This window comes from Ruegeria sp. K7 (assembly GCF_056531785.1).
Map to the genome: position 1 here is coordinate 12,753 of NZ_JBQFMJ010000025.1, position 18,584 is coordinate 31,336.

General features: G+C 53.1%; 13 protein-coding genes. 5 read left to right on the top strand and 8 right to left on the bottom strand.

Features of this window, described 5'->3' with window-relative positions:
• Positions 1–3: 3 nt before the first annotated feature.
• Positions 4–3,048 (top strand): efflux RND transporter permease subunit, encoded by a 3,045-nt coding sequence (locus ACR0FE_RS22560; protein WP_480915390.1) that lies wholly within the window; start codon positions 4–6, stop codon positions 3,046–3,048.
• A gap of 384 nt (positions 3,049–3,432) precedes the next feature.
• A complete protein-coding gene (locus tag ACR0FE_RS22565; RefSeq protein ID WP_480442369.1) occupies positions 3,433–4,116 on the top strand; it encodes a bestrophin-like domain in 684 nt (227 codons plus the stop codon).
• Between the two features lie 231 nt (positions 4,117–4,347).
• Here the strand turns inward: ACR0FE_RS22565 and ACR0FE_RS22570 are convergent, their stop codons facing one another.
• The 6 genes from ACR0FE_RS22570 to ACR0FE_RS22595 form a co-directional block, all read right to left on the bottom strand.
• Positions 4,348–6,273: a DUF3604 domain-containing protein gene (locus ACR0FE_RS22570; RefSeq protein WP_170612355.1), complete on the bottom strand. Its 1,926-nt coding sequence runs from the start codon at positions 6,271–6,273 to the stop codon at positions 4,348–4,350.
• Positions 6,274–6,840: 567 nt separating this feature from the next.
• Complete coding sequence (locus tag ACR0FE_RS22575) at positions 6,841–8,529, bottom strand: ABC transporter ATP-binding protein (RefSeq protein WP_170612357.1); 1,689 nt, start codon at positions 8,527–8,529, stop codon at positions 6,841–6,843.
• Positions 8,526–9,440 (bottom strand): ABC transporter permease, encoded by a 915-nt coding sequence (locus tag ACR0FE_RS22580; protein ID WP_170612359.1) that lies wholly within the window; start codon positions 9,438–9,440, stop codon positions 8,526–8,528. Before ACR0FE_RS22580 ends, ACR0FE_RS22575 begins: the two co-directional genes overlap by 4 nt.
• Positions 9,437–10,405, bottom strand: a complete 969-nt coding sequence (locus ACR0FE_RS22585) for an ABC transporter permease (protein ID WP_170612361.1) — start codon at positions 10,403–10,405, stop codon at positions 9,437–9,439. The genes ACR0FE_RS22580 and ACR0FE_RS22585 overlap by 4 nt, the downstream gene beginning before the upstream one ends.
• Positions 10,406–11,959, bottom strand: coding sequence for an ABC transporter substrate-binding protein (locus ACR0FE_RS22590; protein ID WP_480915394.1), 1,554 nt, complete (start codon positions 11,957–11,959; stop codon positions 10,406–10,408).
• A 55-nt stretch (positions 11,960–12,014) separates the two neighbouring features.
• Complete coding sequence (locus ACR0FE_RS22595; RefSeq protein ID WP_480915396.1) at positions 12,015–13,592, bottom strand: ABC transporter substrate-binding protein; 1,578 nt, start codon at positions 13,590–13,592, stop codon at positions 12,015–12,017.
• A 692-nt stretch (positions 13,593–14,284) separates the two neighbouring features.
• On the opposite strand from ACR0FE_RS22595, the gene ACR0FE_RS22600 reads away from it, so the two are divergent.
• The 3 genes from ACR0FE_RS22600 (at position 14,285) to ACR0FE_RS22610 (ending at position 17,381) form a co-directional block, all read left to right on the top strand.
• A complete protein-coding gene (locus tag ACR0FE_RS22600; protein WP_170612367.1) occupies positions 14,285–14,929 on the top strand; it encodes a HupE/UreJ family protein in 645 nt (214 codons plus the stop codon).
• 4 nt (positions 14,930–14,933) lie between these two features.
• Positions 14,934–15,542: a HupE/UreJ family protein gene (locus tag ACR0FE_RS22605; protein WP_170612369.1), complete on the top strand. Its 609-nt coding sequence runs from the start codon at positions 14,934–14,936 to the stop codon at positions 15,540–15,542.
• A gap of 564 nt (positions 15,543–16,106) precedes the next feature.
• Positions 16,107–17,381 (top strand): adenylate/guanylate cyclase domain-containing protein, encoded by a 1,275-nt coding sequence (locus tag ACR0FE_RS22610; protein WP_170612371.1) that lies wholly within the window; start codon positions 16,107–16,109, stop codon positions 17,379–17,381.
• Between the two features lie 45 nt (positions 17,382–17,426).
• On the opposite strand, the gene ACR0FE_RS22615 is transcribed toward ACR0FE_RS22610, so the two are convergent.
• Together ACR0FE_RS22615 and ACR0FE_RS22620 are read right to left on the bottom strand one after the other, a co-directional pair.
• Positions 17,427–17,963 (bottom strand): hypothetical protein, encoded by a 537-nt coding sequence (locus ACR0FE_RS22615; RefSeq protein WP_480915399.1) that lies wholly within the window; start codon positions 17,961–17,963, stop codon positions 17,427–17,429.
• On the bottom strand, positions 17,947–18,584 hold a 638-nt coding region (locus tag ACR0FE_RS22620; protein WP_480915401.1), incomplete at its 5' end, for a hypothetical protein. The genes ACR0FE_RS22620 and ACR0FE_RS22615, both read right to left, overlap by 17 nt.

An 18,584-nucleotide genomic window follows, 5' to 3' on the forward strand; every position in this document is an offset into this window, starting at 1 on the left:
CAAATGGATCTCGCTAGGTTTGCAATTGAGAAGCGCCTAATTTCGGCGTTGGTGACTATTCTCATCTTGGTCGCTGGCTATTTTGCATACTTAACTCTTCCTCGTTTCGAAGATCCTGAGTTTATCATCAGGCAAGCTCAGGTCATAACACCTTATCCGGGTGCCACTGCAGAAGAAGTCGCAGAAGAAGTCACCGAGGTGATTGAGAATGCTCTACAAGAGCTCCTAGGGGTAAAAGAGGTGAAGTCAGTTTCATCACCCGGACTCAGCACTGTGACGGTCGAATTTACAATCCCCACAACTCCTGATTTTCCGTCACTTCACGCAAGATTTGCCCAATTGCGCGCAAAGATACTTGACGCTCAAACTAGCCTGCCGCCGAACTCACTCCAATCGCAAGTCTACGATGACTTCGGCGATGTGTATGCCTTGTATTTCGCGATTGTTGGTGATGGCTATTCTATAGCCGAGCTCCACGAGTACGCGAAGGAGCTCCAGAGGGAGTTGGTTGCCGTCAGCGGTGTTTCCAAGGTGGTCTTAAGTGGTGAACAGAATGAAGCAATCTTTGTAGAATACGCACCAGCAAGGTTAATAGAACTTGGAATATCACCACAAAAAATTGGGCAAGTTCTGGAGGGGCAAAACCTCGTAGCGCCGGCGGGTTCCATCAAGTCCAACTCGCGTCGCATAGAGATACGGCCGTCGGCGGCAGTCGACTCAATTGACGCTATCAAAGACCTAGTCGTTTCTGTGCCGAGTAGCGGTGCATCATTTCGACTTTCAGATATCGCAACCGTGTCCCGCGGTTACGTTGAACCCGCAAGCCCCTTACTTTTTCGGGACGGCCAACCTGCAATTGGAATTGGAATATCCAATAGCCTGGGCGGAAACGTTGTGAACATGGGCGAAGCAGTGAAGCAACGGATAAACGAGTTGGAGAACCTTAGGCCAATCGGAATCCAGATTTTGCCAATCTCTGATCAGTCTGCTTCGGTAAAAGAATCGATCAACGACTTTGTCATGAACGTGGTTCTGGCGCTCATCATCGTTGTAGGCATATTGCTTATTTTTATGGGGTTAAGATCCGGAATACTGATGGGAGGTATTCTGTTGGTCACAGTTGCAGGCACGCTTGCCGGTATGCAGCTATTGGGGCTGGACATGCAAAGGATTTCACTAGGCGCGCTAATCATTGCACTCGGCATGCTAGTTGATAACGCCATTGTCGTTGTCGAAGGTACGTTGGTCCGAGTTCAACGCGGTGAAGCCACCAGCAACGCTGCTATCACTGTCGTAAATCAAACCAAATGGCCGCTACTCGGAGGAACAGTTGTAGGACTCTTGGCGTTTTCTCCAATTGGCTTTTCACCGGACAACACGGGCGAATACGCCGGGAGCCTCTTCTGGACTATTACGATTTCCTTGCTCTTTTCGTGGTTGATGGCGATATGGCTCACACCCTATTTTTGTACTCTGCTACTGAAACCAACCTCGGAAACACCGCCTGCAGAGAATGCTATTCTCCGTGCATATCGTTCGCTCCTCGCTTATGCGATCCAATACCGGTACCTTACGGTGGGCCTTATTGTTGCGCTCTTTTTCTCTGCAATCGCAGGGTTTGCGTTAGTACCGCCGGGTTTCTTTCCCAACAGCACCAGGGCGCAATTTGTGGTGGATTACTTTTTGCCAGAGGGAACCGACATTGAACAAACCAGTCAGGACATGCGAGAGATTGAAGCGCATCTCTTAGCTCTACCTGGTGTCACGTCCACAAATCTTTCCGTGGGCAGCGGGCATTTACGCTTCATGTTGGTATACGACAGTGAAGACCAGAACCCCGCCTATGGTCAAATTTTGGTGGACGTGGAGGACTATCGGCAGATCGATGCATTACAGCCGGAAATTCAGTCTTGGATCAACCAAAACTACGCTGACTCATATGCAAAAGTTTGGAAGTTTGTATTGGGCCCTGGAGGTGGATCGAAAATCGAAGTCGAATTTTCTGGACCCGATCCCGTTGTGCTTCGCGAACTCGCCGAAAAGGCAAAACTGATATTCGCTGAAAACGGAGCCATCGCGGTAAAAGACGACTGGCGCGAACAAAAGCAGGTAATTCGACCTGTTATTGACACAGAAAACGCCCGAAGGCTGGGTCTCACCCAAGCGGAGATATCTAGGGCAGTTTACTGGCATCAAGTAGGGGCGCCTATAGGGATTTATCGCGAAGGCGACAACTTATTGGACATAGTAATGCGCCCATTCGAAGCAGACCGAAACAATATTAGTGACCTAAAAAACATCCAAGTTTACAGCGATGTAGCCGGAGGATACATTCCGATATCTCAAGTTGTAGACCGATTTGACCTTGTTTTCGAAGCTGGGAACCTTAGGCGCATCGACCGCAAGCTTGCAATCACCGCACAAGCCGATAACGCACCAGAAGTACTCTCAGGCGACCTTTTCGCTCAAATCCGACCATTCGTAGAGGCAATCCATTTGCCGAGTGGGTATTCTCTTGAATGGAGGGGTGAGTACGGGGACTCGCAAAGTGCAAACGACGGTTTGGCTTCGACTATGCCGCTTGGGTTCGGAGCGATGATTGTCGTAGTTTTCTTCTTGTTTAATGCAGTCCGTCAGCCACTGATCATATGGTTGACAGTACCTCTGGCTCTCATTGGAGTCGTCTGGGGGCTCGCGGCAACCAGAACGCCACTCGAATTTATGGCAATACTGGGTATTTTGTCTCTAACGGGGATGCTAATCAAAAACGCTATCGTCCTTATTGACGAAACCGATACTCAGATTGCTGGTGGAAAACCTCGATTGCAGGCTGTTGTCGACTCAGCTGTTCTACGCGTCCGCCCAGTGGCACTGGGAGTACTTACTACTGTACTTGGAGTAATGCCTTTGCTGTGGGATCCATTTTTTGAGTCGCTCGCAGTGGTGATTATCTGCGGTTTGAGTTTTGCGACCGTTCTTACGCTGATAGTGGTACCGTCTCTGTACTCAATTTTCTTTAGAATAAATGAGGACGAAACAGCGGCTTAGTAACTAACCTTCAGATCCTCATCTCCGAAAAACATATCACGCTTTCGCCATGTTCCAGGTTTTAAGTACGTGCTTTTGCATTAACCTGCTGATTTGGATCCAACCTTCTATTCGCGCGTCCTTACCAGACCTGCAGAAATCTAGGTCTCCAAGTGCGGAAACTAACTTTTTTCGCAATCCTCTAGCATTCTTGGTTCAGAACAGAGATTCTGTTGGAACATTGCGAACAGTAAGTTTGCCTGACCAAACGCAGCATTCTAAATCAGAAGTTGGTGTCGAGCGTTGGCATGAAGTGATCGAAAGGTATGGAGCTTGGCCTTTTCTAATGATCTGATACCTGTATTCATGCTATGTGTCGCTTGCTTCACCCTCGTCATAACTTTGTTGTACCGCCTGATGCACGGCGCTATACATGACCGAATTGCCGACGAAAACATTAAGATCCTTGATTGGGGCGCATTCAGAATATCAGTGATACACTCGCTGTTGCTGACGCTTGGCTTTAGTGTAACTCGCGAAGACTTCACCGAATTGAGATTTGTCGCCAACCAGCAGGCCATTGAAATCGAGCGAGTTTATAAAGGCTTGGGTTGGTCGAGCGACCCGGAAGCTGCGATCATAAGAGCCAAAGTGGCGGAACTGGCAAGCGTTTTAGTCAATGAGGAATGGCCCCTTCTCGGTGAAGGCGAGCTTTCGTCGGCAGCAGACTCGCTAATGAGTGAGATCGGTACTGGCTTAATGCATCTGCGGTCGAACGCAAGCGAACCACTTGCGGAAGACCTTCTCGCGAGTCACTTGGCTTTACAAGAGACCCGGGCAACTCTCAGTTTGAATGTCATGTCTGGCCCAACCAAGCTATTCTGGACGATCGCTTCAGTCGGCTTTGTATTTACTGCGATTTGCTTCCTAGCATACCCATTGAGAAGTGCTTCTACGGCGGTGATGGCGATGTTTGCGGCATTAAACGGCGCGGTACTTTTTGGAATCGTCGTTATGGGTAATCCCTTCGACCAGATTGTGGAAGTCACACCAGTTTCACTTGAAAGGGTAATCGAAAGATCATTCTGAAGTTTTGCCTGCACAAACAACTTAGATAACCGCTTTAGGCGGTTTCGTTTGTTTGTATTAAGGCGGTTCAAGTCGCTTACCGCGAATGTCGGCTCCGTCCGCACAGCAGACATTGAGTGATTTTTCCCGAATGACCGATATGCGGACATTGCTGCCATCCGCATTTTTACTCCAAAGGACCGCAGTCAGCCCAAAGCGGTCAGTCAAAAAGCAAGGAAAATGGGCATTATCTTAATTATTCGGTGAATACCAGATCGGTGACGTATACGCGCGCTCTTGTCCGATCAATGTCGCTTCTTCAGGAATGTCAGCGCCTAGACGCACTTTGTCGTAAACGACCCAGCGTGGCGTCGGGATTTCAATGACCCGCGCGTAGTAAAACGCGTGTTCGACGGCATCAAAATCTGGGTCCACCCAGACCGTTCCCAGCTCTGAAGCGCCGATGGTGTTGACATAGTTTGCCGCTTCCAGGTCGACCGTATTGCCCACTGCTGGCAGTTTCCCGTCAGCATCCAGTTCACGGTCACCCGACCACGCCACATCATAGACTTTTTCCGACAAGTTCCCGTCGCTGTCCATCCAGCCTTTGACGATCTGGATGCGATCAAGATTGGCCCCGATGGGATCGCGTAGTGCATAGACCATGAAAGTTGGCGCATCGGACGTTGCCACTCGCAAATCACCACCCATCGGAACACCCTTTTCGTATCCAACAAAGGCTGGAGCGCGAGACCTCATGTCATCCTCGTCAAACTCCCATCCCCCAAAGAACCGCACAGCCATGCGCGGACCTGTTGTGGCATAGACCTCGCGGCGCACCATGGCATCCCATAGACTAGCGCGCGTGTTCTCTTCGGCCCAGACACCTGTGTACCCTGACGCCACCAATGACCAACCGGGGAAAATTCCATTTTCTGTTTCGGTGAACGGATGCGACGCACGTGTCAATGAAGGTTCGGCATTTGTTGCTTTACCAAAGTAATTGTCGCTGTCAGCGGTTGCCAGAGATGTATGGCTGTCCGTCGCGCCGGACAAGCCAAATTTGTATGGGTTTACACCCGTGCGCGCCTCGATAGCGAACCCCTGCTTTAGCGCCTCGCGCGCATATTCGCCTGACAGCATATCTGGCGTTTTGGCTTCAGTTAGATCGAGATTCCCCGCATCCCAAGTCTCGTAATTCGCAAACTCGTCATCCGGACTAAGTGCGGGGTGCGCTTCGCCGTCTCCCTTGATCTGGGTGATTTCGTATAGCGGTTCCCATCTCATCCGCGCCATTGCATAGGCTTCGTCCACAGGTTCGCCATTGTAACGTGTTTCAGATGGGAACATGATGCCGTTTGACAGGTTTCCATTGTGCGCGAGTGCAAAAGCCTGTCCGCCGGTATCGGCCTCATAAGCCTCCAACCATTTGTACAAGTCCATCGGGTCTGTAGAACCAATGGGGGCTTGCGTTGTCATAGGTTGGACCTGTTTGACCCGATCTGCATTGTCACGAAAAATGATATTGCGGTGCATGTTGTTGCCCCGGATCAGCGACGTCCACTCAAAGCCGTGGAAAGCCGTGAAGTCTCCCGGATCGTTGAACGATTCCACGGTTGCGATCATGTCTTCCCAGACCGAGGCATAGATAGGCGATCCAGGAGAATAATCTGCGATCAAGTCTGGATCCATGTTCCCTTGAGAGAACGTAGTGATCAGGTCCAGAGCTGCTGCAGCAGACGCCTCACCGCCGTCTTGCAGACCTTTTGCCCAGCGGGAGCCCTGTTCTGATTCCATAATGTTGGGAGATCCTTTGGCCAAATCGGTGATCATGCCCATTCCATCCGAGTGTTCCGTTGTCACGATCCAGTCTAACGGTCGCGCCAATTTAACACGCTGCCCCGTGGCAGAGACGACCTCTTCGCCTCGCGCAAACCGAAGCATTGTGTCCAGATCGGTCGTGTTCCCGAAAAGACCGGCATCCATTGAAAGACCGGTGTGAATATGAGTGTCGCCCCAAAATACGCGCGATGGAAAGCTGCGCTGAGCATAGGGTGAATAGGCTTTGCCGGGGTAAAGGTTTTGAAGGGACTCTTCAGAGGGTACAAACTGTGCGTCGGCTGCGCCCGAAATTAAAAATATGGAAGAGAACAAAGCGGAATTTAGGTGCCTGAGCATAATAAACCTCCCAAAACTTGCTGAAATCAAAACGCGTTATTTTACGAATGCCGCACATTCAGACCCGATGATAATACGTCATTCTTACCATGTCTTCGAATTTCCGCTTTGTCCGCAGAGCGGTCACTGATGCTCTGCGCAGCGAACGACTGCTCTGAGAGCTGACATTAGTGCAGTCCTTAGCTGCTTTGCAGTACTTGACCTATGTGCTGCATTCGCAGCCAATATAGCGGTCATTCTCTATGAAAGTACGATCAAGGGTTACTAAGTTTGGGTTCGGCAGGTTGAATGCGAAAGCCCTTGCTTGAGAAGTGGCCAAACCGGGCGGAATTGACGTAGCGAACATTATTCCTGAAGGTCAACTCACGCGGAATCCGTCGATTTAGCCAACACTCCAAGTTTTAAATCTGAACCTGAGAAAATCTTAGGCCTACGGGATCGACCAGATGCTTTGCGATGGAGCCATATCAAGTCGGTGTTTGAGTTTAAACTACCGTTGATTGTTTGCGCATGCACCTTTCAAACAACTTCTTCTGAAAAAACCGATGCAAGACCAAGTCGGTAAAATTACGCCAATTGCTTTAGCCGGGGCATCAAATCCAAAAGTTCCCGTGTATACGGATGCTCTGGAGATACGAACAAAGAGTCCGTCTTCTGAACTTCAAGCAGCTTCCCATGACGCATCACGCCCACTCGGTCACACATCTGACGTACGACCGGGAGATCATGGCTGATAAAGAGCATAGTCAAGCCGAGGTAGTCTTGCAGGTCTTTGAGAATGTTCAGGATTTGCGCCTGAATGGACACATCCAGGGCGCTGGTCGGCTCATCACAGATCAGAAAACGGGGCTGAGTTGCAAGGGCGCGGGCAATACAAATGCGTTGCCGCTGCCCGCCGGAAAATTCATGTGGATACTTACGCCACGCGTCCTTGGCCAACCCAACCCAGTCAAGCAATTCGCGCACCCGCGGTTCGATAGCGGACTTGGGCAGGATTTTGTGGTGATGGATTGGCTCGGCCACGAGGTCCCCGACCCTCATTCGTGGATTGAGGCTGGAGAAAGGATCCTGAAAGATCATTTGAATTTGGCGGCGATAGGCCTGCAGGGCGTCTGCTCCCATGGCCGTCACATCCTGACCGTCAAAGATCACGCGGCCACCGTCCACTGGATACAGCGTGCCGATCATCCGCGCGACGGTGGACTTGCCAGAGCCACTTTCGCCAACAAGACCAAATACCTCACCATCGCGAATGTCGAAACTGACCTGATCGACGGCGGTGAAGTAACGCCGCTGCGATGGCAGCAGGCCGCCCTTTTGCAGGAACGTTTTCGTGATGTTCTCGACTTCAAGCAGCTTACCGGATTCTGACAACTCGGTTTTGTCCCAATGCGCCGCCAGATCATCAATCTTGAAGGTTCTTGCCCGCTCGCCATAGCTGACCACCGGAAAGCGTTCTACCTTGGTGTGAGGTCGTGGCACGGCGGCAATCAGGGATTTGGTGTAATCATGCGTGGGCGCGCCAAGGATCTGATCGGTCGTGCCGCTTTCGACCACTTGGCCGGAATACATGACGGTGACCGTATCAGTGGTGTCGGCGATAACACCCATGTCGTGCGTCACGAGGATTACTCCAACCTGACGCTCCTTCGCCAGTTCCTTGATCAGGTCCAGTACTTGCGCCTGAACGGACACGTCCAAGGCCGTTGTGGGTTCGTCCGCGATCAGGACGCTGGGTTCGGAGCACAAGGCCAAGGCGATCACAACCCGCTGGCGCATCCCGCCGGAAAACTGGTGCGGATACTGATTGAACCGATCCGCCGGGTCGGGGATGGAGACGCGGTCCAGCAGTGCAATGGCACGCTTTTTGGCCGCTGTTGCAGACAGGCCCAGGTGCAGTTGGATCGTCTCCACCAGTTGCTGACCCACTGTGAATAGCGGATTGAGCGAGGTCAGCGGGTCCTGAAAGATCATTCCGATCTCCTTGCCCCGGATTCTGCGCTTGTCCTCTGCATCCAGTTCGTCGATCCTGCGACCGTTTAGCCAGACCTCGCCCTCGGACACATGGGCCGGAGGGTCCAGCAGGCCGATCACAGCATTGCCGGTCATGGATTTACCAGCGCCGCTTTCGCCAACGACCCCCCGAATTTCGCCAGGATGCAGATCATAGGTCACGTGCTCCACCGGCTTGAAAACGCCGTGGCGGGTCGGGATTTCCACCGTCAGGTTGCGGATAGAAAGAACGGGATCAGTCATTTCAGCCTCGGGTTCAGAACATCGCGCAACCAGTCGCCCAGCAGGTTCACGCTCAACGCCAGCGCCAGCAGAGTGCAGGCCGGGAAGAACAGGATCCACCACTCGCCCGAGAACAGGAAACCCTGTCCGATGCGGATCAAGGTACCCAGCGAGGGTTGCGTAGGCGGCGCACCAACGCCCAGAAAGCTGAGCGTCGCCTCGGCAATGATCGCCAGAGCCAGTGAGATTGTTGCGATCACCAATACCGGTGACAGCACATTGGGCAGGATGTGGCGCAGCATGATCGTCAGTGGGCTTTGCCCGATAATGCGCGCGGCGGCGACATAATCCTTGTTCTTCTCAACCAAAGTCGCGCCCCTGACGACACGGGCGAACTGCACCCAGTCAGACAGGCCGATGGCAAGGATCAGCACCCAGATCGCCATCTGGTCGCGATACTCAACGGGTGTGACGCCCTTTGCGATACCAAAGATCAACATGGCCAGAAGGATCGACGGGAAAGTCAGCTGCACATCGGCCGTGCGCATGATGATCGTTTCGGTCCAGCCGCCGAAATAGCCGGACAGCAAGCCCAGAATGATCCCCAGAACCATGGCAAACAGAACCGCGGCCACCCCGACAAACAGCGAAATCCGCATCCCGTACAGGATGGTCGAGAACACATCCCGCCCCTGATCGTCGGTGCCCATAAGGAAGCTTTCACCGGTAAAGGCATTCGGCTCCATCGGTGGGGTGAAGCCATTCATTAGGTTCAGGCTGGACGGGTCAAACGGGTTCGTCGGCGCAATCAGCGGTGCCAGGATCGTTGCGAGGATCAGAACCAACGCGACCGCGGCCGATACCATGGCCACAGGCGACCGGCGAAAGGCGTAGAACTGGTCGCTGTCCAGAATGCGTCTTACACGACTCATGCGCTGACCCTCAGGCGCGGGTCGATGAATGCGTAGAGAATGTCGACCGCTAGGTTGATGGTGACAAAGATGACCGAGATCATCATCAGGTAAGCCGCCATGACAGGAATATCCACGAACTGGATTGCGTTGATAAACAGAAGGCCAAGGCCTGGCCACTGGAACACCGTCTCGGTGATGATGGCAAAGGCGATAATGGCCCCCAATTGCAGGCCGATGATGGTGATCACCGGGACCATCGTGTTTTTCAGTGCGTGGCGAAAGTTTATGGTCCGATCGCTCAGGCCACGGGCGCGGGCAAAGCGGATATAGTCCTGCCGGAGAACTTCCAACATTTCAGACCGCACCAAACGCATGATCAGAGTCATTTGGTATAGACCGAGTGTTATTGCAGGCAAAATCAATGCCTTAAGCCCGCTTGCGGTCAGCAAACCGGTGCTCCACCATCCCAGATCCACGACCTCTCCGCGTCCGAAACTGGGAAGCCAGCCAAGTTCGACCGAGAAGATATAAATGAGCAGGATGCCGATCAGGAAAGTGGGCAAGGACACCCCGATCAGTGAGGCCGACATGATGAAATTCGCCGCAAAGCCATCCCGCCTGATGGCGGTGAAAACGCCCAGGGCGATGCCAAGGACAATCGCGAACACAGCCGAGACGATCGCCAGTTCCAGCGTTGCTGGTGCGCGTTCAGACAAAATCTCGGCGACCGGGCGGCCCTGACGGAAGCTGACGCCAAAATTGCCCTGTACGGCCTCTTTCAGAAACTTCACATATTGCACCGGAAACGGCTGATCGAGGCCCAACTGGCTGCGCAGACGCTCCACATCTTCCATCGTCCGTTCCTGCCCCAGCATGTTGTCGATCGGGTCGCCGACAAAGCGGAACATGGAAAAGGCAACAAGGCCTACAACAAAAAGGACCAGCGCCGACTGGGCCACACGCCTGATAATGTATGACAGCATTTAGTTGACCGTGACCCAGCGCAGAAGGAAGAAGTTATCAGGCCGTTGCGTCAACTCGATATTGCTGCGCGCGCCCCAAACCAGCGGTTGGACGTAGAGGGGCACATAGGCCACTTCGTCCTGCAAGATACTTGCGACCTTATCCAGCATCGCCTGACGCTTGGTTTCGTCAATTTCGGACTGGATCATTGGCAGTAATTCATCCACGCGGGCGTTGGAGTAACCGCCAAAGTTCCAAGAGCCCAGTTTCTTTTCCTCATTGGGGGTCGAGGCGAGAAAACGCACCGGATGTTCGGCGTCGAAAGTCCCGGGCGACCATCCCAGCAGATACATGTCGAAATTGTCAGCCCGCAGTTCCGGCCAGTAGTTCTGAACGGGCATTGCATCGAGTGTTACTTTCAATCCAACCTGCGTCAGCATGGCTGTGATCGCCTGGCAGACGGACTCGTCATTCAGGTAGCGATTGTTGGAACATTTGAAGCTAACTTCAGCGCCTTCAGCACCGGCCTCAACCAGTAGCGCCTTCGCGCCTTCGGGGTCGAAGGCATACGGGTCCGCGTTTGCAACCGAGAACCCTCGCATTGCTGGGCTGACAAGTTGGCTCGCCACCTCGGCGTTGCCGCGCATGATGGTTTGCAAGATGGCCGGCACGTTGACAGCCTTGGCTACGGCCTCACGAACGCGCGGGTCACGGAACAGATCAGAACTGCCTTGCCCTGCTTCGCTTGCGCCCTCCTGCTGATCAAAGCCCAGCATGATAACGCGCGCTTCGATACCCTGAATGACCTTTACGTCCGGGTTCCCTTGCAACCGGGCGACGTCCTGAATTGGGACAGGATTGATAAAGTCCACATCACCCGACAGTAACGCCGCCAGCGCTGTTGCAGGATTCTGGATGGGCACCAGTTCAGCGCGGGTCAGGTTATGCTCTGCCTCACCCCACCAACCGTCAAATGGTTCCAGAACGGTGCGCAAACCCGGCTCTCGCGCAGTGACACGGAATGCGCCGGTGCCGTTGGCGTTCAGTGTCGCGTGGTTGCCAGCCTCTTTGTCAGGCAATGTGGCGTCATTCGCCTCGGCCCACCCGCTATCAAGGATCATCCAGTTGGCGATGCTGTCTGGAAAGATCGGATTGGGCGCGGTCGTCATGACATCAACGGTGTAGTCGTCGACCTTCACCACCTCGCTGACCGGAGCGAACCAGCTACGGGTATCCGAATTTTCATCCGAGGCACGCTGGTACGAGAATATCACATCATCTGCGTTGAACTCAGACCCATCATGAAACGTCACGCCTTCCCGCAGATTGAACCGCCAGCCTGCGCCGTCACCAATGGTCTCCCAGCTGGTCGCCAGCGCCGGTTCGATGGACATATCTTTGCCCCGACGGACGAGCCCTTCGTAGACGTTATTCAGAAACCCCAAAACGGGGGCGGAATTGACTGCATGCGGGTCCAGCGTTTGCGGGTCGGTCGTGACCGCAAACGTGAACTCTTCGGCTGATACGGGTAACGCAAGCGCACACATTAGCGCGGCAGTGGTCGGACGTCTCATAATAGCTCCCACATATGTGGCGGCGAGCCCCGCATCCCGAGGCCCGCCGCTCAGCTTAGTTCAGACCGAAGTGCTTCACCATGGGTTGATCCTCGGGATCGACCTCGATGGCCAGATTTTCAGCCATGCCCCAGTTCAGCACCTGATGGTGGATCGGGATGTACAGCTGCTCATCCTGCACTACACGCCAAATGTCGGCTATGTCCTGGTCGCGGGCAACAAGGTCTGTGTTTGAGGCAAGCGATTTGATCTTGGCGTCAAGCTCATCATCATTAAAGCCAGTGCCGTTCCAGGTACCGATGTCACTTTCACGGCCATGAACCAGGAAGTTGAAGATGTATTCCGAGTCGTATGTCGGAACGCCCCAGCCCAGCATGTAGAAGTCGGTCTTTCCATCGGTGATCAGCGGGAAATGTTGCGCCTTGGGTTTGGCATCCAGATTCACGGTAATGCCAATTTGACCAAGCATCCCGACGGCCGCCTGGCAGATACCTTCGTCGTTGATGTATCGATCATTGGGGCAGTCAAGACGGATTGAGAAGCCATCAGGATAGCCCGCTTCAGCCAGAAGCGCTTTTGCTGCTTCAACATCAGTACTGCTTTCGGCGTCCATATCAGCCGTCCAGCCGTTCACGAAGGGCGGTGCAATCATCCCGGCGGGTTGCGACTGACCGCGCATGACCACCTGCTTGATGGCATCGCGGTTGATCGCCTTGGACATCGCCTGACGTACGCGCACATCTGCAAGGGGGTTCTTGCCATCGACGTTGTCGGCTTCGATATCATTTGCGCCCTGGTTCATCCCGAAAAAGATCACCCGGTTCTGCGGCGCCTGTTTGACTACAAGGCCATCCGCAGCGTTTACCCGTTCCAAGTCCTGAACCGGCATGTCCTGAAGGAAATTCACCTCGCCGGACAGCATAGCCGCGACGCGCGTCGCGTTATTCTGGATGGGCGTGTAGATAATCTCGCTGATTGCCATTGGGAACTGATCGCGGCCCCAATAATCCTCGTTTCGCTGCATGACGGTCTTTACGTCGGGTTCGCGGCTGACCAGCTTGTAAGGACCAGTGCCGTTCACGTTAGTAGTCGCGAAGGTGATCTCGCCGCCTTCAAAATCCTGAACATCGACCGTGTTGTTCGCTTCGGTCCAGCCTTTGTCCATGATGAACAGGTCGGTCAGGTTTGCAGGCAGGATCGGGTTCGGACCGTCGGTCACGATCTCGACCGTATGGTCATCGACCGCGCGCACCTCGACAATCGAGTTGATCAGTTCTTTCATGTCCGAGTTCGGCTGTTTCGCGCGATTGATGCTGAACACCACGTCTTCTGCGGTAAGATCGGCACCGTCATGGAACTTCACCCCCTGACGCAGGTTGAACACCCAGACATTCGGATCGCTTTCGCTGGGGTTCCAGTCGGTGGCCAATGCGGGCTCGAACGCGCCAGATGTGTCGCGGATGATCAGAGGTTCGTACATCTGGTGGCGCACGGTATGGGTGGGCCCTTCGTTCTGCGAATGCGGATCAAGCGTCAGCGCATCGCCCGAGCGCGCCCAACGCAGGGTTTCGGCAGTGGCCAAAGACGTCGTCGTCATCAACAGCGCCAGTACGAGTATTGGTTTTTTCATCATTTTCTCCCATATTGCAGTCGTTTAACCGCATTGAATTCACGATACTGTGTCGCAAATTTCTGCGAACGTTATGGTTGTGGATAGCATACCAACCGCAAATGCATGTCAATCGTTCAACTCGGTGCTGAATTTCTAAACGTAAGCGACCCGGGACTTTAGGAGGACAGCCACTCTCCCAGAAAACATCGCATCAAGTGTCTATTACTTAGGCGAGACGAAAACAAACCGCAAAAATCAAGCTTCCCGTACCGATAAGAAAACCCAGATAGCGCTGACGGGAATTGCGCTTCTCAGAGGCTTGATAAGTGTTCGGTTTTAGAAGCGATTGCCACATTGCCCTAGTCTCGCTGCCAGATTTGCAATCCTCCCGAGGTGTTTTCGCCGCGTTTGCAAAGTGCAAAAAGCGGTGGTTCGAGCAGAACACACCAACGGCAGATTAGTCCGCACTTCGGTCGTTCAGAAGATTTCAGCGAACGTCCGCTGCCACTCAATGCAGACCTTCAGGCGAAAGGCCTCGGAATGACCACCAACAATGACCGCTATCCGTTCCCGTCCAATTGGCATGGGCGACTGCGCGAAATAATTGGCTCATCGAAGGTCAGTATTTAGGCTGCAATCAGCCGATCCGCACACCGCAGAGAGTGATTACTTCAAGCCGAAACTTACCATTGACGTCATGTTGAGTTATTCGAATGCGTGACTTAACAATTGCAGTAGATTGTTTGAATGAGGAGTTCGTTTTGCCAACTCGTTTAGCTTACTGTTTTCTCACTATATCTTTGATTTACTTTTTCACTGCTTTTGCCGCGCAAGCCCACTCTGGCGAGGGGTATGGTGGAGGCTTTGTCGCAGGATTTACGCATCCAATCCTCGGTTGGGATCATGTGGCTGCAATGGTCGCAGTTGGTATCTGGGGTGCGTTTCTTGGTGCGCCAGCAATCTGGATCTTGCCGGTTGTTTTTCCTTTGGTCATGGCCTTCGGGGCGATAGCAGGAATTATCGGTATTCCAATCCCTGCTATAGAAACAGGCATTGCTCTTTCCGCTGTTGTACTGGGAATAATGATCGTTTTTGCTGTCAAGCCGCCGATTTGGATATGTGCGGTTATTGTGGGGTCTTTTGCAATTTTTCATGGTTACGCGCACGGCACCGAACTTCCGGCTACGGTAAACGCATTTGCATATGCAGTCGGCTTTGTAATCTCGACAGGGTTGCTTCACCTTACTGGGATCGCATTCGGACTGCTTGTTCGCTGGCCTGCAGGTAGAGTTGCTGTGAGGGGTGCCGGTGGCTTGATCGCTTTTGCCGGGATCGCGTTTCTTACTGGTGTAGCCTAAGAGAATGAAAAAGTGCAGACTAATCTGCTATCCACTTGCGATTTTGGTCGCGGGGCCTGCCTCGGCCCATAGTGCCTTTCCCGGTATTGAGGGCTTTTATGTCGGGCTGATCCACCCCTTTTCGACACCGCCGCAGGCGCTTCTCATTATGGGCCTTGCTTTGCTTGGTGGTGGGTTCAAACCGGAACAGGTGCAATGGCTGCTTCCCAGCTTTTTTGTGGCGAATATTGCGGGCCTCGTTTTAGCTTTCGGATTTGAAGAACTCGACGCAAAAATGTTTGCAATCGCCTTTGCCGCGTGTTCGACGGCCGCGCTTCTTCCCCAAAAACTGTTGCCGTTTGCAATCGCACTGGTCTGCGTCGGAGCATTTCTGATAGGAGACGCGTCTGTCCCGGAGCCAGGGCCGTTAAGAGACAGATTGTTCACAATGTCCGGCTCCTTAGTCGGGGCCAATGTTGGTCTTTTGTATCTATTGGGGGGGTCCTTGTGGGTCAGAGAACGCTTTAAGAAACCTTGGGTTGGAATTGCTTTCCGCGTTGCTGCAGCTTGGCTTGGAGCCGTGTCATCTCTGATGCTGGCACTCGGCTTCGCAGGTGCAAATCTCTCTACGTGAACTGACTAACGCCTACCGTGTAGGCTCAGACAACCCAGCATGGGAAGGAGGCAATTGGCAGCTCGGGCAGTTTGCATAACCAAGTGGGGCTTGAATAGATGACCGCTTTCCTCCGTAAAGCCACATTGGCAAAGTCTTGTTTTGAATGTCCGGTTTGGGCTTAGAGCGGTAGTTGGCTTATGCTGAGCGGATGGCGGCTCTGTTCGCCAAGCAGACACTCTGAAGGTCTTTGAACCCTGCAGTGCGGCTAACGGCGGCTTTGTCCGCTTAGCGGTCGCTCGCTGCAACTTGCTTGAACGTCTGCAATGCGGACAAAGCGGCCATTAGTTGCACCGCTGCACAGGCCCTAGGAAAGAGTAATTTAGAGTTGAATAGTCACGTTTCTCAATCGACTGTCGCGCCTGGCACTTTTTCTTAGCTCGAAAAATTGACGGGCTTTGGCCAATATCGCGAGCGAACGCGCGTGAGAATTTGCAAACCCATCGCTAGAGAGCTGAGCGTTCGAAGACAAACCGAATGACACGAGCTTTCGGCTGTAACAAGATGATGGTGGAGGTGTAAGTTATGGCGGATGTTTTCGACCGCATTGCAGATTGGCTGCAAAAGCTGGCCTTTTTTGATGCTGACCTTGGTGGACTAGTCGAGCAGTTAAGTAACAGGCTGATCGATGGTGGCGTGCCGGTCACGCGTGTTTCCTTGGGTCGCCTGATGATGCACCCTGTAATTGGATTGCTCGATGCAACTTGGGATGCATCAAACCATCGTATTGAATGGACCGTTCTTCCACGCAGCTCAGTAACGGCTGATCTCTTCGACAAAGCACCCTTCGGAGAGAATTCGAAATTGGCCAATGAGATTGCGAAACAGCACTTTAATAAGGAAGTATGGGACTTGGCGGACGGACTTGCGAACGGCACAATCAAGTTTCCTTTCATGCGAGCAAATCTGACTGATCAAGCGACCCGTGACAAATTTCCGCTATTCCGAAAACTCGCTGAAGCAGGCGTCACCGACTATGTCGTATGCAGTGCACCATTCGGCAATCGTACTGTTGTCTTTGACGGAGAGTTGGAGTGGGCTTTGGGCGCGTCTGTGTCTTTTGCTACAAAGCGTCGCTCTGGCTTCACAGACCGTGAGGTAGATGGTCTGTCGCGGCTGTCTTTACCTTTGCTTGGTGCAGCGCGTGTATTGTCGGAGCAGTTCTTGGCAGCTGAGTTGATGGAGGTCTATCTAGGCAAGTTGTCCGGTCGATCCGTACTGAACGGTCAAATAGCCCGGGGAGATGTCAGCATAATTGACTGTGCTCTCTTGTTCAGCGATATGCGCGGCTCAACGGCGTTGAGCCAGCGCTTGTCATCGGAAAAATATGTCGCGACGGTTAACCAATTCTTCGATTGTGTCGGTGGGGCGGTACACGATCACGGCGGAGAGGTTCTTAAATTCGTTGGCGATGGGTTGCTTGCGATCTTTCCTTTTGATGGTCAACGAAGACTACCCGAAGACATGTGCGAAGCAGCCCTGTCCGCGGCGCGTGAAGCGTTCCAAAGGAATGAAGAACTTGATCCATCAGACCGTGCTGAATTTGGGGTTGGTTTGCACACTGGGGCGGCTGTCTACGGAAATGTTGGCACTGAAAAGCGCTTGGATTTTACGGTAACCGGCCCATCAGTCGCTATAGCCAGCAGGTTAGAGGGCCTGACGCGAAAACTTGAGGCGCGGCTTTTAGCAACGGGCGATTTTGTGAACTTGGTATCTGAAGAGCCGCAAAAATTGGGGCGGCATTCTCTGCGGGGTTTTGAGGAAGACTTAGAGGTCTTTTCTTACGAAATCATCACATAACGCTCAATTCCATTAGGCTTTTGGCAATCATTCGTTGAGGCGCGGCTATTCCCAATCGCCAGCAGACGAGCGCCACGTCTTAGCGTCCGCATCCCAAACACTGGCGGTGACGCAAGGCGTTGGGTTTATTCCGTTGCAATTGGATCCATGAATATCCGCAACAACAACGCGTTGACGCCCAAAATCAACAACCGTCCAGCCCTGGTTGAGCAAGGATTGAACCTCCTCTTCAATCAAGAAGTGCGACATGCATCCGCCAGTTCCGCAGTAAAGAGATGCGGCGCTCGAACACGCAAAACCAGCCTCATTCAAAACCCAGTCGCGTTGTAGATCTCCGTCGAGATCGACCCTTTCAACCGCGCCCCAATCTAAGTCAAACTGACCGTTGTTGAACTCCGCGCATGCCCGCACCGCCAGATCAACCTTTGCTCGCAAACCGGTTGGAAGTTGCGAAACGTCAGCCGCGACAACTGGTGAGGTCCAAACCAGGCTCGAACCAAGCAGGATCGCAGATACCAAACGTTTCAAGTAGCTTGACAATTGGGAAGCCGGTTGGAAGGTGGCTTCAGTTGCATTGTTCATACCTGTAATCCCCGTATTCCAGCCAGTTTGCCGAGCCTTCGCTAAAAATCAGAAACTCGGACCTGTCCTCCCCAAGTAGGGCGACGACAAACCCGGCGGGCGGCACAGAGTTTCCGAAGTAACTGTAGGCTGTCATGGCTCTGATCGACTCGCCGTTGACCGTTACTCGCGCGTCCCACTCCCCCTCTGGATTGTCCAGAATTACATATTCGATTTGGCGTTTTATCGCTCCGCCACCACAATAGACAATGCCTTCGGGTGCTTCGTAGGAGGCCCCTTGGCTAGCACCTGAATCGCAGGCGGAACGAAGGGACCGAATTGCCGCGCTGGAACCTTTTAAGTCAAAGATTCCGTAGCTGACATCTTGATCAATCATCGACAGATTAACCGATGCATTGGCCGCAAGCTGGTCCAGTACAAAACCGTAGTCCTGCTTACTATTGAAACTGATTTCGACCGGATAATTGTCGACGATCTGCACGGCAGCGTTTTCTGCGCCAACCTGAAATGCCCCAACCTCGGTAGTGCCATTCTTCAAAAATCGAATGGAAAGCCCCTGCTTCTCCACAATGTCCTGGCTGTCCTCATATCCAGCCGGTGCAAAGCGGATACGGTTACACT